This window comes from Micrococcus cohnii, assembly GCF_014205175.1.
Taxonomy (GTDB): Bacteria; Actinomycetota; Actinomycetes; order Actinomycetales; family Micrococcaceae; genus Micrococcus; species Micrococcus cohnii.
Map to the genome: position 1 here is coordinate 1,580,560 of NZ_JACHNA010000001.1, position 20,500 is coordinate 1,601,059.

Here is a 20,500-nt window from a genome sequence, read left to right on the forward strand (position 1 = left end):
GGCCGTGACCGGCCCGAGTCCTGTCGGTCAGTGTATCCCGCGCAGGTCCAGGTCGAGATGCCTCGCCGCCTGCTCTGGGGCTGCGTCCTCGGCGTGGACCGTCACGGGGATCCCCCAGTCCTGCTGGTACAGGTGGCACGCCGCGTGGTCCGGGATGGGCTGGCCGGCCTCGCCGTCGCACGCCGCGGCGCGGGCCGTCACGTGCAGGACGCCCTCGGCCACCTCGGGGTTCAGGCGCAGTCGACGCAGCAGACCGGTGGAGGTGCCGGCGCCCTCGAGCAGCAACGACTCCGGCGAGGCCGAGACCTTCACCTGGGTCGGATCACCCCAGCGGTCGTCGAGCTTCTGCCCGGCCGGCGCGGCAAAGCCGATGCGCAGCTCATGCTCGCCGGCGACGACCGGGGTGCGCGGCCGCTGGGTCTGCCGGGCGCCCTCGTCCACGGTGAGGTACTCCTCGGGCACCGCGAGGCGAGTGAGTCGGTGAGCGTTCGTCTCCACCACGACGATGGAGGTGGCCGCGCCGTCCGCGTCGATCTCGACGAGCACGTCCGAGGGCTCGGCCAGGCCCTGCGCGAGGGTCTGCACCTGGGCGGGGCGCTCACGGCCGGCGGCGTCGACCCCGGCCGGCACGTGCCGACGGACGGCCCCGTTGTAGGTGTCGGCGATCAGCACGGACCCGTCCGGCAGCGCCGCCACGCCCAGCGGATGCTGCAGGCGCGCCTGTTCGGCGGGCCCGTCGACGTGTCCGAAGTCGAACAGTCCGGCGCCCACGGCGGTCTCGACGCGCACGCCGTGGTCGTCGGCGGTGATCCGGCGCAGGGCGGAGGTCTCGGAGTCGGCGGCCCACACGGCGCCGTCGCCGTCGACCGACAGCCCGGAGGTCTGCGCGAACCAGGCCTCGGCCGCCGGACCGTCGGTGAGCCCCTCCAGCCCCGTGCCGGCCAGCAGCGACAGTTCTTCGGCCACGGGGTCGTAGGCGTGGATCTGATGGGTGCCGGCCATCGCGATCACGACGTGTCCCGCGGTCTCGTCCCACACGAGGTCCCACGGGGAGGACAGGGCCAGGCTCGTGGGATCGCCGGGCAGCGGGCCGGGTTCGACGGCCGCCGGCCGCTTGGCCCGTTCCGAGTCGATGAGCGCCTGCACGCCGTTGCCGGCGAGGGTGCGCACCCGGCCGGTGGCGAGTTCGAGCCCGCGCAGACGGTGGTTCACGGTGTCGGCGACGACGACGTCGTAGCCGACCCGCGCGGCGATCTCGGTCGGCAGCAGGGTCATGCCATTGGGCTCGGAGAACAGCGCCTGCTCCGGCCCGCCGTCGGCATGACCGCGCACGGCCGGCGTCGGGAACGCGAGCTCGGCTTGGGCACCGGAGGCCTCGGCCGGGTCGCCTCCACCGATCGCCCGCACGACGCTGCTCAGATCCGCGTCGACCTCGACGAGCCGGTGGTGGCCGGTGTCCGCGACCAGGAACGTGCCGGGGCGACTGCCCCGCCCGGCCAGGGAGATCGCCTTGCCGGGGAAACGCACGTCGCGGGCCACCGGCTCGGGCGGCACATAGGGCCCGGAACCGCGGTGCAGCGTGCCCGCCGCCTCGTGCTCGGCGACGAGCTCCTGCACGAGCGAGCGCAGACCCGCCACGTGCCCCTCGCCGGAGAGGTGCGCGGCGATATTTCCCTCAGGGTCCACGACGACGAGCGTCGGCCACGCCCTCGCGGCGTAGGCCTGCCACGTGGCCAGCTCCGGGTCGTCGAGGACGGGGTGGGCGATCTCGTAGCGCTCGACGGCCGCGGCCAGCGCGTCGGGGTCCGCCTCGTGCTCGAACTTCGGCGAGTGCACGCCGACGGTGACCAGCACGTCCGAGAACTCCTCCTCGAGCGGGCGCAGCTCGTCGAGCACGTGCAGGCAGTTGATGCAGCAGAACGTCCAGAAGTCGAGCACGACGATCTTGCCGCGCAGCGACTCCAGGCTCAGCTGCTCGCCGCCGGTGTTGAGCCAGCCGCGACCGCTCAGGGCCGAGGCGCGCACACGGGAGGCGGCGCGAGGGGCGTGGGGCTGCGAGGCATGCGGTTCGGTCATGCGCCCCATTGTGGCCGACGGCGGCCCCGGCGCCGCACGGGGTGGGCCGCGCGGCGTCATGCAGGCCGCGCCGGGAGCGGTCAGTCGGCGCGGCGGGCGGCGGCGAGGATCTCCTCGGCCATGAGCGTGAACTCCCGCCGCCCCGTCTCGTCCTGGCCGGCGAAGGAGACCATGACGACGTGATCGTCGGTGGTGGCCGTGAGCACCTGCACGGTGAGCTTCTGGTCCTCGTCGCTGGGCAGCCAGCGCCGCCACACGAGCCCGGACTGAGCGGGCGAGCCGTCCGAGAGGTCGGCCTTCTCAGCGCGCAGCTCGAACCGCGTCTCGGTGCCGTCCTCGGCCACCGTCATGGTCATCGTCTCGCAATCCTGCGCGAGTGTGTTGACGGTCTGCAGGTGCTTCTCCACGCGCTGACGGCCGGGCCCGTCGAGCGCGGCGACCTCGATGGTGCCGGTGCCGGTGAACGAATCCGCGCCGACGTCGATGCGGGTCGTCTCCCGGGTGTCCAGCATGATCGGTGAGAAGTCCAGGGCCGTGAGCGGTGCCTTGCAGTCGGAGGGCTCGACCGTGGTGCGGCCCGGGTTCTGCAGTCGGGCGCGGTTGTCGTCGCGGCTGCGCTGCACCTCCTGCTCGCTGGCGGCCTGCTGACGGACGAACCCGAAGGTCGCGGCGCGTTCGGCAGCGGCCTGGGCCATCTTCTGGTCGGGGCGGTCGCCCAGCTCAAGCCCGCGCGCGACGTCGGCGGCCTGTTCGTCCGAGGCGGCCCCGTCCTGACCGACCTGACCGGAGGCTTCGACGTCCTGGGCCGTGGCGGAGCCCTCCTGGCCGCCGGCGGGGTTCTGCTCCTCGCCGCCCGAGCACGCGCTCAGCGCCAGGGCGAGGGCTGCTCCCACTGCGGCGACGCGGGGCAGGCGGGCGCTGGCGGCGCGGCGGGGCGCGCGGGCGGGGTCAGCGGCGAACACGGGGATCCTCCTGATTGAGCTGGTCGTACATCGAGTTCCACGCGGCGAGCTCGGCGTCGCCGTCGCGGTCGGCCTGGCGGTCGAGCCGGGCGGCGCGCTTGGAGTCGTCACGCGCCCACAGCACGGCGACGGTGACGGCCATCAGCACCGTCGGGAACTCGCCGATCCCCCACATGATGGCGCCGCCGATCCGCTGGTCGGCCAGCGGGTCCGGGCCCCAGTCGCGGCCGAGGTTGCCGAACCACGAGGCCTGCATGAGGCCGGTCGAGGACGTCATGGCGACGCCGATGAACGCGTGCTGGACCATGGTCGCCAGCAGCAGCACGAGCCGCAGCGGGTAGGGAGGGCGCCGCGGCAGCGGGTCGGCGCCGATCATCACGAGCGCGAACACGAAGCCGGTGAGCAGGAAGTGAGCGTTCATCAGCTCATGGCCGACGTGCTCGTCCAGGGCGAAGCGGAAGAAGTCCGTGTAGTAGAAGACCAGGATCGACCCGGCGAAGTTCACCCCGGCGACGATCGGGTGCGTGACGAACGCACCCCACGGAGAGTGCACGATCCACAGGATCCACTCGCGGGGCCCGCGAGTGCCGTCGGTGCGCACGGGCAGCGAGCGCAGGGCCAGCGTGATGGGGGCGCCCAGCACCAGGAACACCGGGGCGATCATCGTCAGGGTCATGTGCCCGACCATGTGCGCCGAGAACAGCACCATGCCGTAGACGGCAGGTGCCCCGGATGTCGCCCACGTGAGCACCACCAGACCGGCGAGCCAGCACAGGGTGCGCAGCACCGGCCACGGGTCCCCGCGGCGGCGCAGTCGCCGCACGGCCCCCAGGTACCACAGGGCCAGGAACAGGGCGACGGCGACCCACAGCCAGTCGAACCGCCACTGCGTGAACCAGCGCTCGAACGTCAGCTCGGGCGGCAGCTCGTAGCCGGTGAGGATGCGGGCGGGCGTCGCGTCGGGCGCCAGCTCCTCGGGCACGGGCGGGGCGGTGCGGGAGAGCACCGCGGAGGCGCCGAGCACGGCCCCCATCAGCAGGGCCTCGACGGCGATCAGCTGCCACAGCAGGCGACGGGCCGGCCGCGGGGACTCGAGCTCCTCGCGCTCCCCGGCGGTGTCCGCGGCACCGCGCAGCTGCGGGATGATCCACCGCCGGTGCAGCAGACCGAGGAACCCGAGCATCAGGCTCACCGCGGCCTTGGCCAGCACGAGCAGGCCGTACTCGCTGAACAGCTGCTCGACGCGGTTCATGCGGATTGTGGCGTTGACGACGCCCGAGGCCACGACGGTGACCAGGCCGAGGCCGGCGAGCACCGAGTAGCGGGACAGGACGGTGGCCAGCAGCGGGGCCCGGCCCTGCCGATAGGCCGAGTGGGTGCCCTGCGCGCCGTCCTCGCCGACGAGCCGGCCCGAAATCAGCACGAGCACGAGCAGGCCGCCGACCCACACGATGACGCCGAGCAGGTGCAGGCCGATCGAGTTCACCGCGCCGTAGTGGTCGTCGCCGCCGGCGGCGTGACCGATGAGCGCCTGCGGCACGATGCCGAGCATCGCGACGATGCCGGTCCAGAACAGGCCTGCATGGCCGCGCACGGCGACCGCCAGTGAGGTGACGACCGCGGCGATGGCCGCCGTGGCGAACCAGGCCCGACCGACGGAGATCTGCTGGGCGTAGACCATGAGCCCGGCGGTGAACTGTTCGCCGGCCGAGACCGGCACGCCCGCCAGGTCCGAGTACGAGAGCACCGCCACGGCCAGCGAGGACAGCGTCCACACCGCCGCGCCGGCCGCGGCGATCGTCATGGTGAGCGTGAACGCCGGGTGTTCGTCCCGCTCGTGGGGTTCCTGGGCGGCGCGCGCGCCGGCGCGTCGACGGCGCCGCCGGCCGACCTCGGGCGGCAGCACCCCGGCCGCGAAGATCACGGCGGCGATCGTGACGGTCATCGACAGGCTCGCCAGGAACTCGGAGACCGGCACGCCCCAGCGGGTCAGCGCGCCGGGGTCGGAGAGCTGATCGGGGGCGGCGATGCCGGTGACCAGGGCCGCGGCGACGACCGTCAGCAGCCCGACGACCGGCACGGCCGCGGCGACCCACGGGGGCAGGCCGACGCGGCCGGCGTCCGCGGGGATGCGGGCGGGGCGGTCTGCGGTGGGTGCGGTGTCGGTGGTGGGCATGAGGTCCATTCTCTCCCCTCGGGGAGCTTGCGTGCGGCGGGGCCCGTCTGCGTCCGGGGCGTCGCGGGCGCGAGGCCCCGGACGGAGACGCTCGTCGGGTCAGTCGAACAGCTGCTGGCCGATGTACCCGCCCTCGGGGCAGCCCGGCGGGATCGCGAACACGGCCGAGCCGACCGGGGTCGTCCAGATGTTCAGGTGGTCGGACTCGGCGAGCCGCTCCTGCACTGGGACGAACTGGGCGTCGACGTCGCACTGGTAGGCGGCGAACAGCAGCCCGGACTCCCCCGCGTCGTCGTAGTTGTAGCCGCGGCGCAGCATGCCCGCGTCCGGCCCGTCCAGCCGGGCCCGGCGCACGTGGGCCACGTCGGAGATCACGGGGAACCCCGTGGGCCCGGTCGCCTCGAGGTCGACCGGGTCGTCCTCCCGCTCACCGGTCAGGGGCGCCCCGGTGCCCAGACGCCGACCGATCACCTGTTCCTTCGCCGGGCGATCGAGCTCGTCCCACGTGTCCAACTCCATGCGGATCCGGCGCAGCACCAGGGAGGTGCCGTCTTCGATCCACGGTGTGAGCCGGGTGGGCTCGCTCGCGTCGCCCTGGGCCCGGGCTCCCCAGACGAGCCGCTCGGACGGGGCCGTCTCCGGCCTCGGGTTCGCGGTGCCGTCGACCTGCCCGAACAGGTTGCGCATCGTCGTTCCGTTCGGGTGGGCGCCGCGGGCCGCGCGGAACCCGGTCTGGGCCCAGCGCGGCTGCGCGAACGCCCGCGCGTTCTTGGTCAGCATGCGCCGAGCGTGCGCAATGGACATGGGGTCGTCCCCGCAGATCTGCAGCAGCAGGTCGCCGTCGCAGTACGCCTCGTCCAGCTCGTCGATCCGCTCGAATGCCGGCAGCGGCCGCAGCCATGCCGGCGCCCGGTCCGGGGCCACGCGACGCAGCAGCTCGGGGCCGAAGCCGAACGTCACGGTCAGCCGGGCCGGCGCGGCCGCCAGTTCCGGCTCGGTGTCGGCCAGGGTCGCACGGCCCTGGGTGAGCCGCGCGGCGTCGTCCGTGAGCAGCCGCAGCATGCGTCCGATCGCGTCGCGGTCGGCGTTCTCGCGCAGGTCGAAGGCCAGAAACACCGCGTGCGTCTGGGCGGGGGTGTCGATGCCCGCCTGGCGCGGGCCGTGGAAGGCGATGGTGTCCGTGCCGACCGGCGAGCTCACCGCGACCCGTGCGGACTCGCCGCCGGGCTCGGCCCAGCCGTCGACGCCGATCTGTCCCGAGGCGGACTGCGGTGCCGGCGTCGCGGCTCCCTCCCCGCCCGGGGCGGAGCCCGCGCCTGAGGCGGGGCGGGCTGCGGTGTGCCCCGCGGCGTACCCCACGGAAGAGCCGAGGAGTCCGCCACCGAGCACGCCGGCGCCCAGCAGCAGGCCGCGGCGTCCGACTTCGGCCGTGCCCGTGCCGTCCTCAGTGCTCGCCATGGCCCTGGCCGTCCTCCTCGGGGGCGTAGGACTCCTGGGCGCCGGCGAACTCGCGGGCCACCGAGGTGACCTCGAGCTCGTCGCCGTCCTCGGTCTCGAGGACGTAGGTGACCTCCTCGCCCGGCTCGATCGGCTCCTCCAGGCCCATGAACATCACGTGCTCGCCGCCGGGAACCAGTTCGAAGGTCGCGCCGGGCTCGACGGTGAAACCGTCTTCGGCCTCAGTCATGCTCATCTGGCCGGAGCCGTCGTCCTGCATCCGGTGCAGCCCCACGTGCGAGCCGGTCTCGGAGCGCACCCCGGTGATGTGCACGGGCTCGTCGGAGGTGTTCGTCAGCGTGCCGAACGAGCCGGTCATCGTCATGGACTCATCGGTGGCCTTGGTCCACGGATCGGTCATGGTCAGCGGGCCCTCGCCCTGTGCCACGTCGGAGCCGGACGCAGTGGAGCCTTCGGCAGAGGAGCTCGCGGAGCCGGCGGCAGAGGCGGCGGTCTCGGAAGCAGCGGAGGCGGTCTCGCCCGAGCCGCCCTGGTCACCGCCGGCGGCGCAGCCAGTGAGCAGCAGCAGCCCCGCCGCGAGGGCCGCGAGAGACAGGTGGTTCTTCATCATGATGAGACTTCTTTCTGAGCAGAGATGGGCACACCGAGGGCGAGCGCGGAGCGCTCGACCGTCACTCGGCGGCGAAAGGTGGTGTCTGTGCGTGGGGCGCAGAAGGCAAGGACGTCAGGACCGGCCGAGAGAGCGGGCCTTGAGCGCCGTCAGCACGGCGGCCGCCACGATGACGACGAGTCCGCCGACGCCGGCGATCCAGACCCAGGCTGGCAGACCGGCCTGGTCGGAGGACTGCTGCCCGTCGGCCGCGGCGGACGAGGGGTCCTGGCTCGCATCCCGCTGCGGCTCACCGGCGCCGTCAGCCGGCTCCGAGCCGTCCGCTCCGTCCTGCGTGGCGCCGCCGGCAGAGCCCTGCGCCGCATCGGAGCCCGAGGCATCGTCGGGGGCGCCGACCTCCGGGTCCATGCGCTCGGCCGGGCCGTCGTCGATCTGCACGGCCTGATCGGCCGGGGTCCCGCAGTCACCGGACGGCGCGGTCCCCTCCTCGGGGGCCTGCGGGTCGTCCACGGTGAACTCGTGCGACATCGTCTCGGTGTGCCCGTCGGAGTACACGACCCGATACGCCGCCTCGTAAGTGCCGTTCGGCAGGCCGTCGCACAGCGGCGCGGTCATGACCCGGCCCTGCACCTGGGCCTGCGTCGTCCGCTGCCATTCGTTGCCGTCGGCGTCTCGCACGGTGGCCATGTTCGTGATCTCACCGCCGTTAATGAGCTCGCCGGAGAACTCCAGCGTCAGCTCGCTCGGGGCGGTCGTCACGGTCTGGCCGTCGGAGGGATCGGCCCGCACCAGCTGGTCATGGGCGCTCGCGGGGCTCGCGAGGCCCGCGGCCAGCAGGGGTGCAGCCGCCAGCGCGGCCGCGCGACGGCGCACGGGGCGGGTGCGGGTGCGGGTGCGGGTGAGGGCAGGGTGAGGGGTCGAAGAGCGCATGCGCGGGTACCTTTCGTGGGCTCGAGGCCGACGACGGAGGCCGCGGCCGCGAGTCAAGCGGGTGTGGTGAGTCGTGCCCGGGGCGGGCGGGCATGCGCGGGTGGTCCGCGTTCACTGGCGGCGCAGGTCCAGGTCTGGGCGCGCAACGGGGTTGGCCGGGCGGCCACCACGCGCAGGCGCAGGCGCACCGGAGCGGGACGCCACCGCAGCAGCATCACGGCCACGCAGGCGTCCAGCACGCGCCCGGCCACGGCCGCGACGAGGCGTTCGCCGTGACGGATCAGGGCGACCGTGACCACGGCCGCGCTCAGATGTGCCAGGAGCATGCCGACGCCGGCCTGGCCGTGACCGCCGTGGGCGTGCGCGGCGAAGCTGGAGAGCTGCCCAGAGGCGTGTCCGAGGTGCTCGGCGTGGTCGCCGGAGGGCAGGTGCTCGGGGGCGACGGGCCCACCGGCCATGCTGTAGAGCAGGTGGAAGAGCAGCTGACTGCCGACGACACCGGCGACGACGCGCCAGAGCGAGAACATGTGCCCGGCCAGCACAGTGCACAACGGTGCGGCCAGGGCGATGGCCCACAGCCAGACGGCCGGGGGGACGGCGTGGCCGGCCGGCGCCGCGGCGGAGTGGGAGGCGGCGGCAAGGCCGGTCGCCAGCACCGCCCCGGCCCACCCGCGGGCCAAGCGTCCGGCCCCGCGCACGGGGACGGTGCGCAACGCGGGGTGATGCGTCTGCATGGGCCGTCCTTCCCGTCGGTGCGCGTCGGCGAGGTGTGCCCGCCAGTCTACTCCCGCACACGACGACGGCGCCCCGTCCGTGAGGACGAGGCGCCGTGCATGCGCGGGTCGGTCCGCGGCGCTCAGGCCACGGTCACGACGGGGTGCGGGCTCACTCGGAGGCGGCGGCCTTGAGCTTGGAGCCGGCGGTCACCTTGACCGAGTAGCCGGCCGGGATGGTGATCTCCTCGCCGGTGCGCGGGTTGCGGCCGGTGCGCTCCTTGCGCTCGGTGCGCTCGACGGCGAGCCAGCCCGGCACCGAAACCTTCTCGCCCTTCTTCACCTGGGCCGAGAACACCTCGAAGACGGCGTCCAGCACATCGCTGACGGCGGCCTGGGTGTTGCCGGAGCGCTCCGCGACGGCAGCGACGAGTTCCTTGCGGTTCATAGCCATGAGGTCCTCCTGTTTGGGACGTCCGTAGGTGTCCCGGACCGTGTCGTCCGGGCCGTACACGCCTGAACGTACCATCCGGTGCCGCGTGGGCGCGCCCCCGAACGGCCTGTCCGCGCGGATTCTCATCGAACCCCTGGACTTCACCGACGGCGCTGCAGACCGCCGTGGCCGCACGGACGACGACGGCGGCCGCCCCGTGATCGGGGCGGCCGCCGTCGGGCCTGCGACAGAGGCTGCGTCAGCGTGTCACCAGGAGGACTTGGTCACGCCGGGCAGCTCGCCACGGTGCGCCATGTCGCGGAAGCGCACGCGGGAGATCCCGAAGCGCTGGAAGGTGCCGCGCGGGCGACCGTCGATCGAGTCGCGGTTGCGCACACGCACCGGCGACGCGTCGCGGGGCAGCTTCTGCAGGCCCACGCGGGCGGCCTCGCGGGCCTCGTCCGAGGCGTTCGGGTCCACGAGCGTCTTCTTGAGCTCGAGGCGCTTCTCAGCGTTGCGCGCGACGACGGCCTTGCGCTGCTCGTTCTTGGCGATCTTCGACTTCTTTGCCATGCCTCAGCGCTCCTCTCGGAAATCCACGTGCTTGCGGACCACCGGGTCGTACTTCTTCAGGGTGATGCGATCCGGGGTGTTGCGGCGGTTCTTGCGGGTCACATAGGTGAACCCGGTGCCGGCCGTCGACTTCAGCTTGATGATCGGACGAACGTCCTTGTCCTTGGCCATGTCAGAGCTTCACTCCCTTCGCGATCAGGTCGGCGACGACCGCGTCGATGCCGCGCACGTCGATGGTCTTGATGCCCTTGGTCGACAGCGTCAGGGTGACGTTGCGGCGCAGGGACGGGACCCAGTAGGTCTTCTTCTGGATGTTCGGGTCGAACCGGCGCTTGGTGCGGCGGTGCGAGTGGGAGATGCTGTGGCCGAAACCCGGCCCAGCCCCGGTTACCTGGCAGTGAGCTGCCATGATCACTCCTCGTGGCAAGTTGTAGTAAAAGGACGGGCGGAACCCGCATGTCGGTCAGGACGCGGACGCACGATGACGCCACGGCCGTGTCCGAGAGAGTCCCGCCGGCGGGTGTGGACACCGCACTCTTACTGCGACTTCGTCGAAAAGGTGAACCAGGCTGGGTGAGAGCCAACCGAAGTGCCTTCAGATCGCTGGTGTGAACGGTGAGCCCGGCGCCTCAAGGAATCTGGGGCGTCGGAGTCCGGTCCGCGGGAGCACGCTGCTTTTCCGGCCCCCGAGCGTTCGAGTCGGATGACCGCGGACGCACTGGGAACAGCGAGGCTTGCGCCGTCCTATCTTACGGCACACCCTCAAGCGGTTCAACTCGCCGAGGGGCGCTCGCAGGCGAGACGTGCCTCACGGGTACATGACGCGGTCACGCGGAGCGCGCCCGTACGAGGTCGGTATTGCGCGCGTTGTTGAACAACCTATACCGTCTCCTGAGCCACAGTCGGTGACACCGATCACGGCGTCCCTCGTCCCCCGACCGATAGGCCAGAGCATGGCGACCTCCGCAGACCTCTCCTCCCACGAGAAGCGCTCGGCACAGAGCCCCGAGCCGGGCTCCGCGCCGGCCGACGCGCCCACCGCGCCCGGGCGCGCTCCCCTGGACGGCAAGGGCCGACGCACCGCCCTGCTGGGCGCCATGTTCCTCATGGCGACCTCGGCCATCGGGCCCGGCTTCATCACCCAGACCTCGACGTTCACCGTCCAGATCGGCGCCGCGTTCGCGTTCGCGATCCTCGTGTCGATCCTCATCGACATCGCCGTGCAGATGAACGTGTGGCGCGTCGTCGGCGTCTCCGGCATGCGCGCCCAGGAACTCGCTAATGCCGTGCTCCCGGGCCTGGGCTGGGTGCTCTCGGTGCTCGTGTTCATCGGCGGCATGGTGTTCAACATCGGCAACATCGCCGGCACCGGCCTCGGCACCGACGCGATGTTCGGCCTGGATCCGCTGCTCGGCGGGGCCGCGTCCGCCGCGATCGCCATCGCCGTGTTCCTGTCCAAGCGCGCCGGCATGGCTCTGGATCGGATCGTGCTGGTCCTCGGCATCGTGATGATCCTGCTGATGGGCTTCGTCGCCGTCGTCTCCAACCCGCCCGTGGGCGAGGCGGCCCGCCAGACCGTGCTTCCCGACAGCGTCGACATGCTCATCATCGTCACGCTCGTCGGCGGCACCGTGGGCGGCTACATCACCTACGCGGGCGCCCACCGCATGATCGACTCGGGCGTCTCCGGTGTCGACGACGTCGCCTCGATCACCCGCTCGTCCGTGCTGTCGATCATCGTCACCGGCGTGATGCGCGTGCTGCTGTTCCTTGCGATCCTCGGCGTCGTCGCCGCGGGCGCGACACTGAACCCGGACAACCTCGCGGCCTCGGCCTTCGAGCACGCCGCGGGCGAGGTCGGACTGCGCATGTTCGGCGTCGTCCTCTGGGCGGCGGCCATCAGCTCGGTCATCGGAGCGGCCTACACCTCGGTCTCGTTCATCACGAAGTCCACGACATCGGCGCGCACTCGCAACCTGCTGACCGTCGCGTTCATCGCGGTGTGCGCCGTCCTGTACCTGCTGCTGCAGCAGGCGCCGCAGACCCTGCTGGTGTTCGCCGGCGCGTTCAACGGCATGATCCTGCCGATCGGCTTCGCCGCGCTCATGTACGTCGCCTGGCGCCGCCGCGATCTGCTGGGCGGTTACCGCTACCCGGTGTGGTTGCTGGTGATCGGCGCGCTGGCCTGGCTGGTCTCGCTCGTGATCGCCGTGCGCGGCTTCCAGCCGATGCTGGAGCTGTTCGCTGCCTGACCGAACCCACCGCGCTGGCGGCGGGCTCAGCGCTCAGCGTTCCCGGATGTGGTCCAGCACGAGCGCTTCGGCCTCGTCGAGATAGGGCTCGAGCACCTCGATCGCGCCCTGACGGTCGCCGGTGAGGATCAACCGGGCCAGCAGGCGGTTGCGCTCGGCGAAGCGCAGGTGCAGGTCCGTCATCACGTCCATCGGCTGGAACGACAGGCGCAGCCGGCCGAGCACGGAGGCCATCAGCCGATCGAGGTCGGCCGAGGCCAGCAGCCCGACGATCGTGGTGTGCAGACGCTGGTTCGCATCACCGAGCCGGCGCGGATCGTCGGCGACTTCCACGCCGGCTCCGACGCTGGCGACGACGTACTCCAGCTGCTGACGCTGAGCCGAGGTCAGCCGCCCGTACTGCAGGGCGCCAAGCTCGATCACGCGTCGGGCGCGGAAGATCTCCTCCACGTCGCGCGCGCCGGGCTGCACAACGAATACGCCGCGGTGCGGATAGCGCACCAGCAGGTTCTCGGCGACCAGCTGCGCGAAGGCCTCCCGCAGACTGTTGCGGCTGACCCCCAGCTCCTCGGCGAGCGCGACCTCGCCGAGCCGGGCGCCGGGGGCCAGCCGGGCCAGGCCGATCCGCTCGCGCAGGGCCGCGGCGACCGCGTCCACCGCGGACGCGCCCGCCCCCTCCTCGGGCAGGCCGGTCGGCGGGGCCGGCAGAAGCGGGCTGTCGGCGGGGTCCACAGGCACGCGAGTCTCCTTCGGTGTGGTCGGATCAGGGGCGGGCGCCCGGGTCGGCGCACCCGCCCACAGGCCCGGAGGCCGGACGGCGGTCAGGACTCGACGCGCGCGATCACCTGGCCGCGACTCAGCGCGACGCCCGGCTCCAGAGATTCGAGCTGCACCCTACCGGTCGCCGGGGCGGTCACCGGCGTCTCCATCTTCATGGCCTCGACCACCGCGACGGTCTGCCCCGCCGACACCTGGTCGCCGTCGGCCACGGAGAAGGAGACGAGCGAGCCGTTGATCGGGGAGGTCACCGCGCCGGCGGCCTCCTCGGAGCCGCCCGCCCCCTGCGCGTCCGCGTCGACGGCCGCGCCGGCCGCTCCCCCGCCGCCGAGCAGCGCGGCGTGCAGGCGCGCCGGGATGCCCAGCTGCACGGCCTTCCCGTCGAGCTCGACGGTCAGGGTGGTGCGGCGGCCGTCGGGCTGGGCGGCGGCCAGGTGCGGGGAGGCCTCCAGCTCCGTGGCGAAGGCCGACTCGATCCACGTGGTGTACACGCCGAGCTCGTCGGCGGCGGTGAAGTCCGGGTGCTCGATCACGGTGCGGTGGAACGGCACGACGGTCGCCACGCCCTCGATGCGCAGCTCGGCGAGCGCGTCCTTGGCGCGGGCCAGCGCCTGGGCCCGGTCCTCGCCCCAGACGATCAGCTTGGCCATCAGCGAGTCGTACTCACCGGGGATCACCGAGCCTGAGCGCACGCCGGCGTCCATGCGCACGCCGGGACCGGTCGGCGCCTCGAACGCCTCGACCAGCCCGGGCGAGGGCAGAAAGCCCATGGCCGGGTCCTCGGCGTTCAGGCGGAACTCGAAGGCGTGACCGCGCGGGGTCGGGTCTTCGGTGATCGACAGCGGCTCGCCGGCCGCGGCGCGGAACTGCTCGCGTACCAGATCCACGCCCGTCGTCGCCTCGGAGACGGGGTGCTCGACCTGCAGGCGCGTGTTCACCTCGAGGAAGCTGATGAGCCCGTCGGGGGCGACGAGGTACTCGACCGTGCCGGCGCCGGTGTACGCGGCCTCGGCGCAGATGCGGCGGGCGGAGTCGTGGATGCGCTCGCGCTGCTCATCGGTGAGGAACGGCGCGGGCGCCTCCTCGACGAGCTTCTGGTTGCGGCGCTGCAGCGAGCAGTCGCGGGTGCCGACCACCACGACGTTGCCGTGCGAGTCCGCGACGACCTGCGCCTCCACGTGGCGCGGGCGGTCCAGGAAGCGCTCGACGAAGCACTCGCCGCGGCCGAAGGCCGTCACGGCCTCGCGCACGGCCGAGGCGAAGGCGTCCTCGACATCGTCCAGCTCACGGACGACCTTGATGCCGCGGCCGCCGCCGCCGAAGGCGGCCTTGATGGCGATCGGCAGGCCGTGCTCCTCGGCGAACGCGCGGGCCTCGGCCGGCGAGTCCACGGGGCCGTCCGAGCCGGGCACGAGCGGGGCGCCGGCGGCCTGAGCGATCGCACGGGCCGTGATCTTGTCGCCCAGGTCGCGGATGACCTTCGGGCTCGGGCCGACCCAGGTCAGCCCCGCCTCGACGACCTTCTCGGCGAAGTCCGCGTTCTCGGAGAGGAAGCCGTAGCCGGGGTGCACACCGTCGGCGCCGCTGCGGCGGGCGATCTCGATGAGGGCGTCCTGGTCCAGGTAGGTCTCGGCCGATGAGGCGCCCGGCAGGTGGTAGGCCTCGTCGGCGAGCGCCACGTGCATCGCGTCCGCGTCGGGGTCGGAGTACACGGCGACGGAGGTCAGGCCGTGGTCGCGGCACGCGCGGGCCACGCGCACGGCGATCTCGCCTCGGTTCGCGATGAGGATCTTGGTCAGCTGCGGCATGGGTCAGGCCTCCTCGGTCTGAGCGGGGGACGTCGTCGGCGCGGGCTGTGCCGACGAGGACGTCTGCGGGGTCGGTGATGCCTCGGATGCCGCGGGCCGGTTGGCCGTGGCCGTCTGGGCGAGGTCGGCGGGGTCGGCGGGGTCGGCGGGGCCGCTGTGGTCGTCGTCGGCGTCCACCGTCGTGAAGCGCACGCGCGCCCCGGGCGGCAGCTGGGCGGCGGTGCCCAGGTCCTCGGGTACGACCACCGCGACGACGGGATAGCCGCCGGTCACCGGGTGGTCGGCGAGGAACAGCACCGGCTCGCCCGACGGCGGGACCTGCAGAGCGCCGGTGAACACGCCTTCGGAGGCGAGCTCACCGTCCTTCGCACGGGTGAGCGGGGCCCCGTCGTCCGGAGCGCGCAGGCGGACGCCGATCCGGTTCGACTCAGCCGTGACGGTCCACTGCTGCGCGGTGAAGCGCTCGAGCGAGTCCGCGTCGAACCAGTCCTGCCTCGGGCCCAGCACGACGCGCAGGGTCGTGAGCCCGTGGGCGGTCGGGGTGCGGCGCACGGGCGGCTCGGCGTCCCCGACGAGGCGGTGGCCGGGGTCCACGCGGCGGGGCACGAACATGCCCGGGGCCAGCGGGTCCGGGCCGATGCCGGACATGACGTCGGTGGCGCGCGAGCCCAGCGGTGCCTCGACCTCAATGCCGCCGCGCACGGCGAGGTAGGCGCGCATGCCGGCGGCGGGCTCCTCCAGAGTGAGGGTCTCGTCGTCGAGCAGCGCGAAGGGGCGCCGCACCGGGGCGGTGCGCACGTGCGCCGGGGAGGTGATGGTGGCGCGGGCCTCGGCGCCGGCCAGGGCCAGCACGTGGTCGCCGTGCGCCGTCACGCTCAGCCCGCCCAGCAGCGCCTCGATGACCGCCTCGGACGAGGAGTTGCCCACCAGACGGTTGGCCTGGCGCGCCGCGGTGCGGTCGGCGGCACCGGAGGCCGTGACGCCGAGATCGCCGTGGCCGTGCCGCCCAAGGTCTTGGATCAGGGCCTGCAGACCGGTCGCCTCGACGTGCAGCCCGGGGGCGTCCGCGTCGGCGAGTGACCCGGCGGCGTCCACCTGGTCGGCGTCCTCCGTGTGGTCGGCGTCCGCACGGCTGGGGGTGGGCGTCGTGACCACGGCCAGCTCCCGCACGGCTCGGTAGCGCACGCGGTCGCCGGGGCGGATGAGCGCCGGAGCCTCACGATCGATGTCCCACAGGACGGCATCGGTGCGGCCGAGCAGCTGCCAACCGCCGGGCGAGACACGCGGGTAGACGGCGGAGAACCGACCGGCCAGGCCGACGGACCCCGCGGGCACCGCGGTGCGCGGCGAACTGCGCCGCGGCACGTCGAAGGGAGCCGGCTCAGCGGCGCAGTAGGTGAAGCCCGGGGCGAAGCCGCCGAAGGCGCCGACGTATTCGGTCGAGGTGTGGGCGTCGATCACGGCGTCAATGCTCATGCCCGTCAGCGCGGCCACATCGGCGAGGTCTTCACCGTCGTAGAGAACATCGACCGTGACCACGCGAGCAGCCTCATCGTCACGCGCCTCAGGGGTGACGGTCGTGACCTGGCGGGCGGCGGCGACGGCCTCGCCGCGGGTGCGGAAGACCAGCAGCACGGTCTCGGCGGCGGCGATCGCCTCGCGCTGCCCGGGATAGGGATGGGCGATCAGGTGCGCGTGCAGCGTCATGACGTCGGCCAGGCTCGCGCACTCGAGCAGGAACGCCTGCGGACCGGCCCAACGCAGGGTGGGGACGGTGAAGCCGCCCGAGGAGGTGACGCTCATGCGAAGGCCTCGATCCGCACGCCGGCCTCATCGAGCCCGGCGCGCACGGCGGCGGCCATCGCGACGGCACCGGGGGTGTCGCCATGCAGGCAGATCGACTCGGCCTCGACGCGGATGTCCGAGCCGTCGACGGCGCTCAGGACCCCCTCGGTGGCCAGGCGCACCATGCGCGCGGTCACCTCCGCTTCGTCATGCAGGACGGCGCCGGGCTCCCGGCGGGAGACGAGCGTGCCTTCGGGGGTGTACCCGCGGTCGGCGAAGGCCTCGGCGACGCCGCGCAGCCCGGCCGCACGCGCCTTCTCGAGCGCGACCGACCCCGGCAGCAGCAGCAGCGGCAGGTCCCCGCCGAACTCCTTCACCGCGTCCACGACAGCCTGGGCGTGCGCCTCGTGGTGGACGATCGTGTTGTAGAGGGCGCCGTGCGGCTTGACGTAGCGAATGCGGCCACCGGCGGCGCGGGCCAGGGCCTCGAGGGCGCCCATCTGGTAGAGCACGTCGTCGGCCAGCTCGGTCGGTGAGCAGTCGAGGAAGCGGCGGCCGAAGCCGGCCAGGTCCCGGTACCCGACGTGTGCGCCGATGCTGATGCCTGCGGCGACGGCCGCACGACAGGTCGCCCCGATGCCGGACGGATCGCCGGCGTGGAAGCCGCAGGCGACGTTCGCGGAGGACACGGAGCGGAACATGGCGGCGTCGTCGCCCATGGACCAGCTGCCGAAGGACTCGCCGACGTCGCTGTTCAGGTCGATGCTCATGGCCGTCATGGTGCGGCTCCTCTCAGGCGGATGCGGGACAGATCACTCCATAATGAGGCCTGCACCAGAATTGTTCAACAATCCCGGCTGACGTGGGACGACGTGGCGCGACGGGCTCAGAGCTCCCGCGCGTTCTCCACCACCGGCACGGCGGCGCGAAACCGCCGCACGGCCTCGAGGTCCAGCTCGACGACGCGCGTCTGCGGGCCGTGATCCAGACGCACCGCGTCGACGCCGTCGGGGCCGATCAGGCCCGAGCGCCCCACCCCCAGCGGGGCGGTGTCGGAGGCCACCTCGGGGTCCTGACCGAGGTCGGCGCGCACGGCCTGATCGCACGCGGCGACCAGCGCACCGCTGTCCAGCGCCCGGGCGCGGGTGAGCGTCTCCCACTGGGCCGCCTTGCCAGGCCCCGCGCCCCACGAGGCCGCGACGAGCATGACCTGCGCCCCCTCGCGGGCGAGCCGGGTGAACAGCGCCGGGAAGCGTACGTCGTAGCAGGTGGCCAGTCCGAAGCGAACTCCCCCGTGCTCGACGACGCACGGCGCGTCCCCGGGGGCGATCGTGTCCGACTCACGATGGCCGAAGGCGTCGTAGAGGTGGATCTTGTCGTAACCCAGCGGCTCCTCACCCGGGCGCAGCATCAGCAGGGTGTTGTGGATACGGCCGTCGGCAGCGGGCGTGAACGTGCCGACGACCAGGGTGAGGTCGAGCTCGTCGGCCAGCGCCGCAAGGCGGGCGTGCGCGGCCTCGGCGCGGTCGGCCGCGAACGCGTCGAGGTCGCCGTCGAACGCGCACGTCGCAGCCTCGGGGAACAGCACGAGCCGGGCACCCTCCCCGGCCGCGTCCCGCGCCGCCGCGTCCACGGCACGAAGGTTCGCTTCGACGTCGGGGGTCGAGCTGATCTGGGCGAGGGCGATCTTCACGTGCTGCGCCTCCTCGATGTCGGGCGGGCTGTGACGGTGCCTACACCGTACCCGCTGAGAAATGCCGCACGTTTGCAACATTGCCGACGCGGAGCACTGCGACGATGTTGCGAACGTGCGGTCGTTTCGCGAGAGACCGCCCGGCAAGCGTCCGGACCCCGCCTGCCGATTCCCTAGACTCCACGCCATGACCTCCACCGACTCCACGCCCGGGCCGGACCCCGCCCCGTTCATTTCGTGCGTCACCGCGCAGAACCCTTCGCCCATGACGCTCGCCGGCACGAACACCTACCTGATCGGCGCGCCCGGGTCCGAGTCCCTCACCCTGGTCGACCCCGGACCCGCAGAGACCGCCGAGGCGCATCTGGACGCCGTCCGCACGGCCGCGCAGGGGCGGCGGATCGAGCTGATCCTGCTCACGCACCGCCACGAGGACCACGCCGGGGCGGTGGAGCTCTTCCACGAGGCCACCGGGGCCCCCGTGCGTGCGCACCTGCCGGAGCTGTGCCGCGCGGCGACGCCGCTGACCGACGGCGAGCGCCTCGTGGTGGCCGACACCGTGATCCTCGCGCTGCACACCCCCGGGCACACCTCGGACTCATGCTGCTTCCAGGTCCCCTCGGCCGGCTCCGACGGTGCGATCCTCACCGGCGACACGATCCTGGGCAGCGGCACCAGCATGCTCGACCACCCCGACGGCCGGCTGGTCGACTACCTGGCTTCGCTCGCCCGGCTGCGCGCTGAGGGCGACGCGACGGTCCTGCCGGGCCACGGCCCCGCGCTCGACTCGGTCGCCCAGGCCGCGAACGAGTATCTGGAGCACCGCCGCGCCCGCGTGCGGCAGGTCCGCGAGGCCCTCGCCGATCTGGGCGACGACGCGGCACACGTCACTGCCGCACGGCTGGCCGAGCGCATCTACCCCGACGTCGACGAGCGGGTGGCCGCCGTCGCCGAGATGACCGTCGCCGCGCACCTGGACTACGTGCGCTCCTCCACGTCCTGAGCCGGGTCCACCGCACGCTGGCGCTGCGCGAACGCCTCCTCGCCGGGGCCGGCGAACTCCTGCCCGCGCCGCACCGCCGTGAACGAACCGGTGTACAGCGACGTGTCCTCGCCCGCCCGGGTCAGCGGCGCCGGCGTCTGGACCGCGGGCGCCTCGACCATCCGCGGCGGGATCGCCTCGGGGTGCTCGGCGCGCAGGAACACGACGAGGTCCTCACGCACGAGGCAGCGCAGGTCCCACAAATCGCCCGAGGTGCGCGCCGAGACGACCGCCCGGATCCGCACGAGACCGCCGATCGCGTCGGTCACCTGCATCGAGGCCTCGCGACCGTCCCACAGCGGGGTGGTCGCGACGAGCGCCTTGAGCCGTGCGCGCAGCGCGTCCATCGACACGCGCCAGTCGACGTCCATCTCCACGACACCCGAGACCTCGGATCCGACGCGCGTCCAGTTCTCGAAGGCCTTGGTCGTGAAGTCCGAGGAGGGGTAGATCATGCGGCGGCCGTCCCACAGCTTCACCACGACGTTGGACAGGGTGACGTCCTCGACGGTGCCGAACACCTCTCCCATCTGCACGACGTCGCCCACGCGCACAGCGTCCGTGAAGGCCAGCTGCACGCCGGCGAACACGTTCGTCAGGGTGGACTGCACCGCCAGCGCCGCGATCACCGAGACCAGGCCGGCCGAGGCCAGCAGGCCGGCCCCGAGCGAGCGCACCGCGGGCAGCGTGAGCAGCACGACGGCGACGGCCAGCGTGACGATCGCGGCCTGCAGGATCCGGCGCAGCAACACCGTCTGGGTGCGGATGCGCCGCGCGCGACGGTCGTCGACTCCGGCGTGCTCGTACCGGGCCAGCAGCCCCGTCTCGACGAGCCCGGCCGCGCGCACGGCGGCCCAGGCCAGACCGGCGACGAGCAGGGCGACGAGCCCGAACGAGGCCGGAGCGAACCAGTCGGCGCCGCGCGCGGTCGCCGAGAGCGCCACCCGGGACGCGACGGCGCCGGCCGCCAGCCCCAGCGGCATCGCCAGACCGCGCAGGCTCACTCCCGCGGGCAGCCGACGCCCGGCCACGGCCGCGGCAGCGCGGACCACGAGAGAGACGGCCGGCCAGACCAGCAGCAGGGCCGCGAGCACGACCAGGGGCGTCAGGGCGGGGTCGGGGGCGATCGCGGGCATGGCATCAGTGTGACACCTGTCGTGCGCTCCGCCGCGGGCGGAGCACAATGGCACACACCGAACCACCCCCTTCCCC

Annotated in this window: 19 protein-coding genes; 2 read left to right on the forward strand and 17 right to left on the reverse strand. The window is 73.0% G+C overall.

Annotation, left to right across the window (positions count from 1 at the left end):
* Window positions 1-27: 27 nt before the first annotated feature.
* The 11 genes from HDA30_RS07235 to rpmB all read right to left on the reverse strand — a co-directional run bounded on the left by HDA30_RS07235 (window position 28) and on the right by rpmB (window position 10,340).
* Complete coding sequence (locus tag HDA30_RS07235) at window positions 28-2,076, reverse strand: NHL domain-containing thioredoxin family protein (protein ID WP_184241507.1); 2,049 nt, start codon at window positions 2,074-2,076, stop codon at window positions 28-30.
* 80 nt (window positions 2,077-2,156) lie between these two features.
* Window positions 2,157-3,038 (reverse strand): hypothetical protein, encoded by an 882-nt coding sequence (locus tag HDA30_RS07240; RefSeq protein WP_343059323.1) that lies wholly within the window; start codon window positions 3,036-3,038, stop codon window positions 2,157-2,159.
* Complete coding sequence (locus tag HDA30_RS07245; RefSeq protein WP_184241508.1) at window positions 3,025-5,214, reverse strand: bifunctional copper resistance protein CopD/cytochrome c oxidase assembly protein; 2,190 nt, start codon at window positions 5,212-5,214, stop codon at window positions 3,025-3,027. Before HDA30_RS07245 ends, HDA30_RS07240 begins: the two co-directional genes overlap by 14 nt.
* Before the next feature lie 99 nt (window positions 5,215-5,313).
* Window positions 5,314-6,672, reverse strand: a complete 1,359-nt coding sequence (locus HDA30_RS07250; protein ID WP_158496426.1) for a Dyp-type peroxidase — start codon at window positions 6,670-6,672, stop codon at window positions 5,314-5,316.
* The gene (locus HDA30_RS07255) at window positions 6,659-7,282 is read right to left on the reverse strand and encodes a copper chaperone PCu(A)C (protein WP_158496425.1); all 624 of its coding nucleotides are present in this window, start codon (window positions 7,280-7,282) and stop codon (window positions 6,659-6,661) included. Before HDA30_RS07255 ends, HDA30_RS07250 begins: the two co-directional genes overlap by 14 nt.
* A gap of 114 nt (window positions 7,283-7,396) precedes the next feature.
* A complete protein-coding gene (locus tag HDA30_RS07260; protein ID WP_184241509.1) occupies window positions 7,397-8,212 on the reverse strand; it encodes a copper resistance CopC family protein in 816 nt (271 codons plus the stop codon).
* Between the two features lie 53 nt (window positions 8,213-8,265).
* Window positions 8,266-8,946, reverse strand: coding sequence for a hypothetical protein (locus HDA30_RS07265; RefSeq protein ID WP_158496423.1), 681 nt, complete (start codon window positions 8,944-8,946; stop codon window positions 8,266-8,268).
* 151 nt (window positions 8,947-9,097) lie between these two features.
* Complete coding sequence (locus tag HDA30_RS07270) at window positions 9,098-9,379, reverse strand: HU family DNA-binding protein (protein ID WP_158496422.1); 282 nt, start codon at window positions 9,377-9,379, stop codon at window positions 9,098-9,100.
* 246 nt (window positions 9,380-9,625) lie between these two features.
* Entirely contained in the window at window positions 9,626-9,931 is a 306-nt protein-coding gene (gene rpsN / locus HDA30_RS07275) for a 30S ribosomal protein S14 (protein ID WP_158496421.1), read from the reverse strand.
* Between the two features lie 3 nt (window positions 9,932-9,934).
* Entirely contained in the window at window positions 9,935-10,102 is a 168-nt protein-coding gene (rpmG, locus tag HDA30_RS07280; protein ID WP_158496420.1) for a 50S ribosomal protein L33, read from the reverse strand.
* A 1-nt stretch (window position 10,103) separates the two neighbouring features.
* Complete coding sequence (rpmB, locus tag HDA30_RS07285; protein WP_158496419.1) at window positions 10,104-10,340, reverse strand: 50S ribosomal protein L28; 237 nt, start codon at window positions 10,338-10,340, stop codon at window positions 10,104-10,106.
* A gap of 544 nt (window positions 10,341-10,884) precedes the next feature.
* On the opposite strand from rpmB, the gene HDA30_RS07290 reads away from it, so the two are divergent.
* Window positions 10,885-12,183, forward strand: coding sequence for an NRAMP family divalent metal transporter (locus HDA30_RS07290; RefSeq protein WP_158496418.1), 1,299 nt, complete (start codon window positions 10,885-10,887; stop codon window positions 12,181-12,183).
* Window positions 12,184-12,216: 33 nt separating this feature from the next.
* Here the strand turns inward: HDA30_RS07290 and HDA30_RS07295 are convergent, their stop codons facing one another.
* From HDA30_RS07295 to HDA30_RS07315, 5 genes are all read right to left on the reverse strand, one after another.
* Window positions 12,217-12,921: a GntR family transcriptional regulator gene (locus HDA30_RS07295; RefSeq protein WP_158496417.1), complete on the reverse strand. Its 705-nt coding sequence runs from the start codon at window positions 12,919-12,921 to the stop codon at window positions 12,217-12,219.
* Window positions 12,922-13,004: 83 nt separating this feature from the next.
* Window positions 13,005-14,768 (reverse strand): acetyl/propionyl/methylcrotonyl-CoA carboxylase subunit alpha, encoded by a 1,764-nt coding sequence (locus tag HDA30_RS07300; RefSeq protein ID WP_158496416.1) that lies wholly within the window; start codon window positions 14,766-14,768, stop codon window positions 13,005-13,007.
* Window positions 14,769-14,771: 3 nt separating this feature from the next.
* On the reverse strand, window positions 14,772-16,571 hold the full coding sequence (locus HDA30_RS07305; protein ID WP_158496415.1) for a 5-oxoprolinase subunit B/C family protein: 1,800 nt from the start codon (window positions 16,569-16,571) through the stop codon (window positions 14,772-14,774).
* Window positions 16,568-17,332 carry a LamB/YcsF family protein gene (locus HDA30_RS07310; protein WP_158496414.1) on the reverse strand — a complete coding sequence of 255 codons (765 nt, stop codon included), beginning with the start codon at window positions 17,330-17,332 and terminating at the stop codon, window positions 16,568-16,570. The genes HDA30_RS07305 and HDA30_RS07310 overlap by 4 nt, the downstream gene beginning before the upstream one ends.
* A 107-nt stretch (window positions 17,333-17,439) precedes the next feature.
* Complete coding sequence (locus HDA30_RS07315) at window positions 17,440-18,246, reverse strand: nitrilase-related carbon-nitrogen hydrolase (protein WP_184241510.1); 807 nt, start codon at window positions 18,244-18,246, stop codon at window positions 17,440-17,442.
* A 187-nt stretch (window positions 18,247-18,433) separates the two neighbouring features.
* On the opposite strand from HDA30_RS07315, the gene HDA30_RS07320 reads away from it, so the two are divergent.
* A complete protein-coding gene (locus HDA30_RS07320) occupies window positions 18,434-19,249 on the forward strand; it encodes an MBL fold metallo-hydrolase (protein WP_158496412.1) in 816 nt (271 codons plus the stop codon).
* Here the strand turns inward: HDA30_RS07320 and HDA30_RS07325 are convergent.
* Window positions 19,225-20,424, reverse strand: coding sequence for a mechanosensitive ion channel family protein (locus HDA30_RS07325; RefSeq protein ID WP_158496411.1), 1,200 nt, complete (start codon window positions 20,422-20,424; stop codon window positions 19,225-19,227). The genes HDA30_RS07320 and HDA30_RS07325 overlap by 25 nt on opposite strands.
* Window positions 20,425-20,500 lie beyond the last annotated feature (76 nt).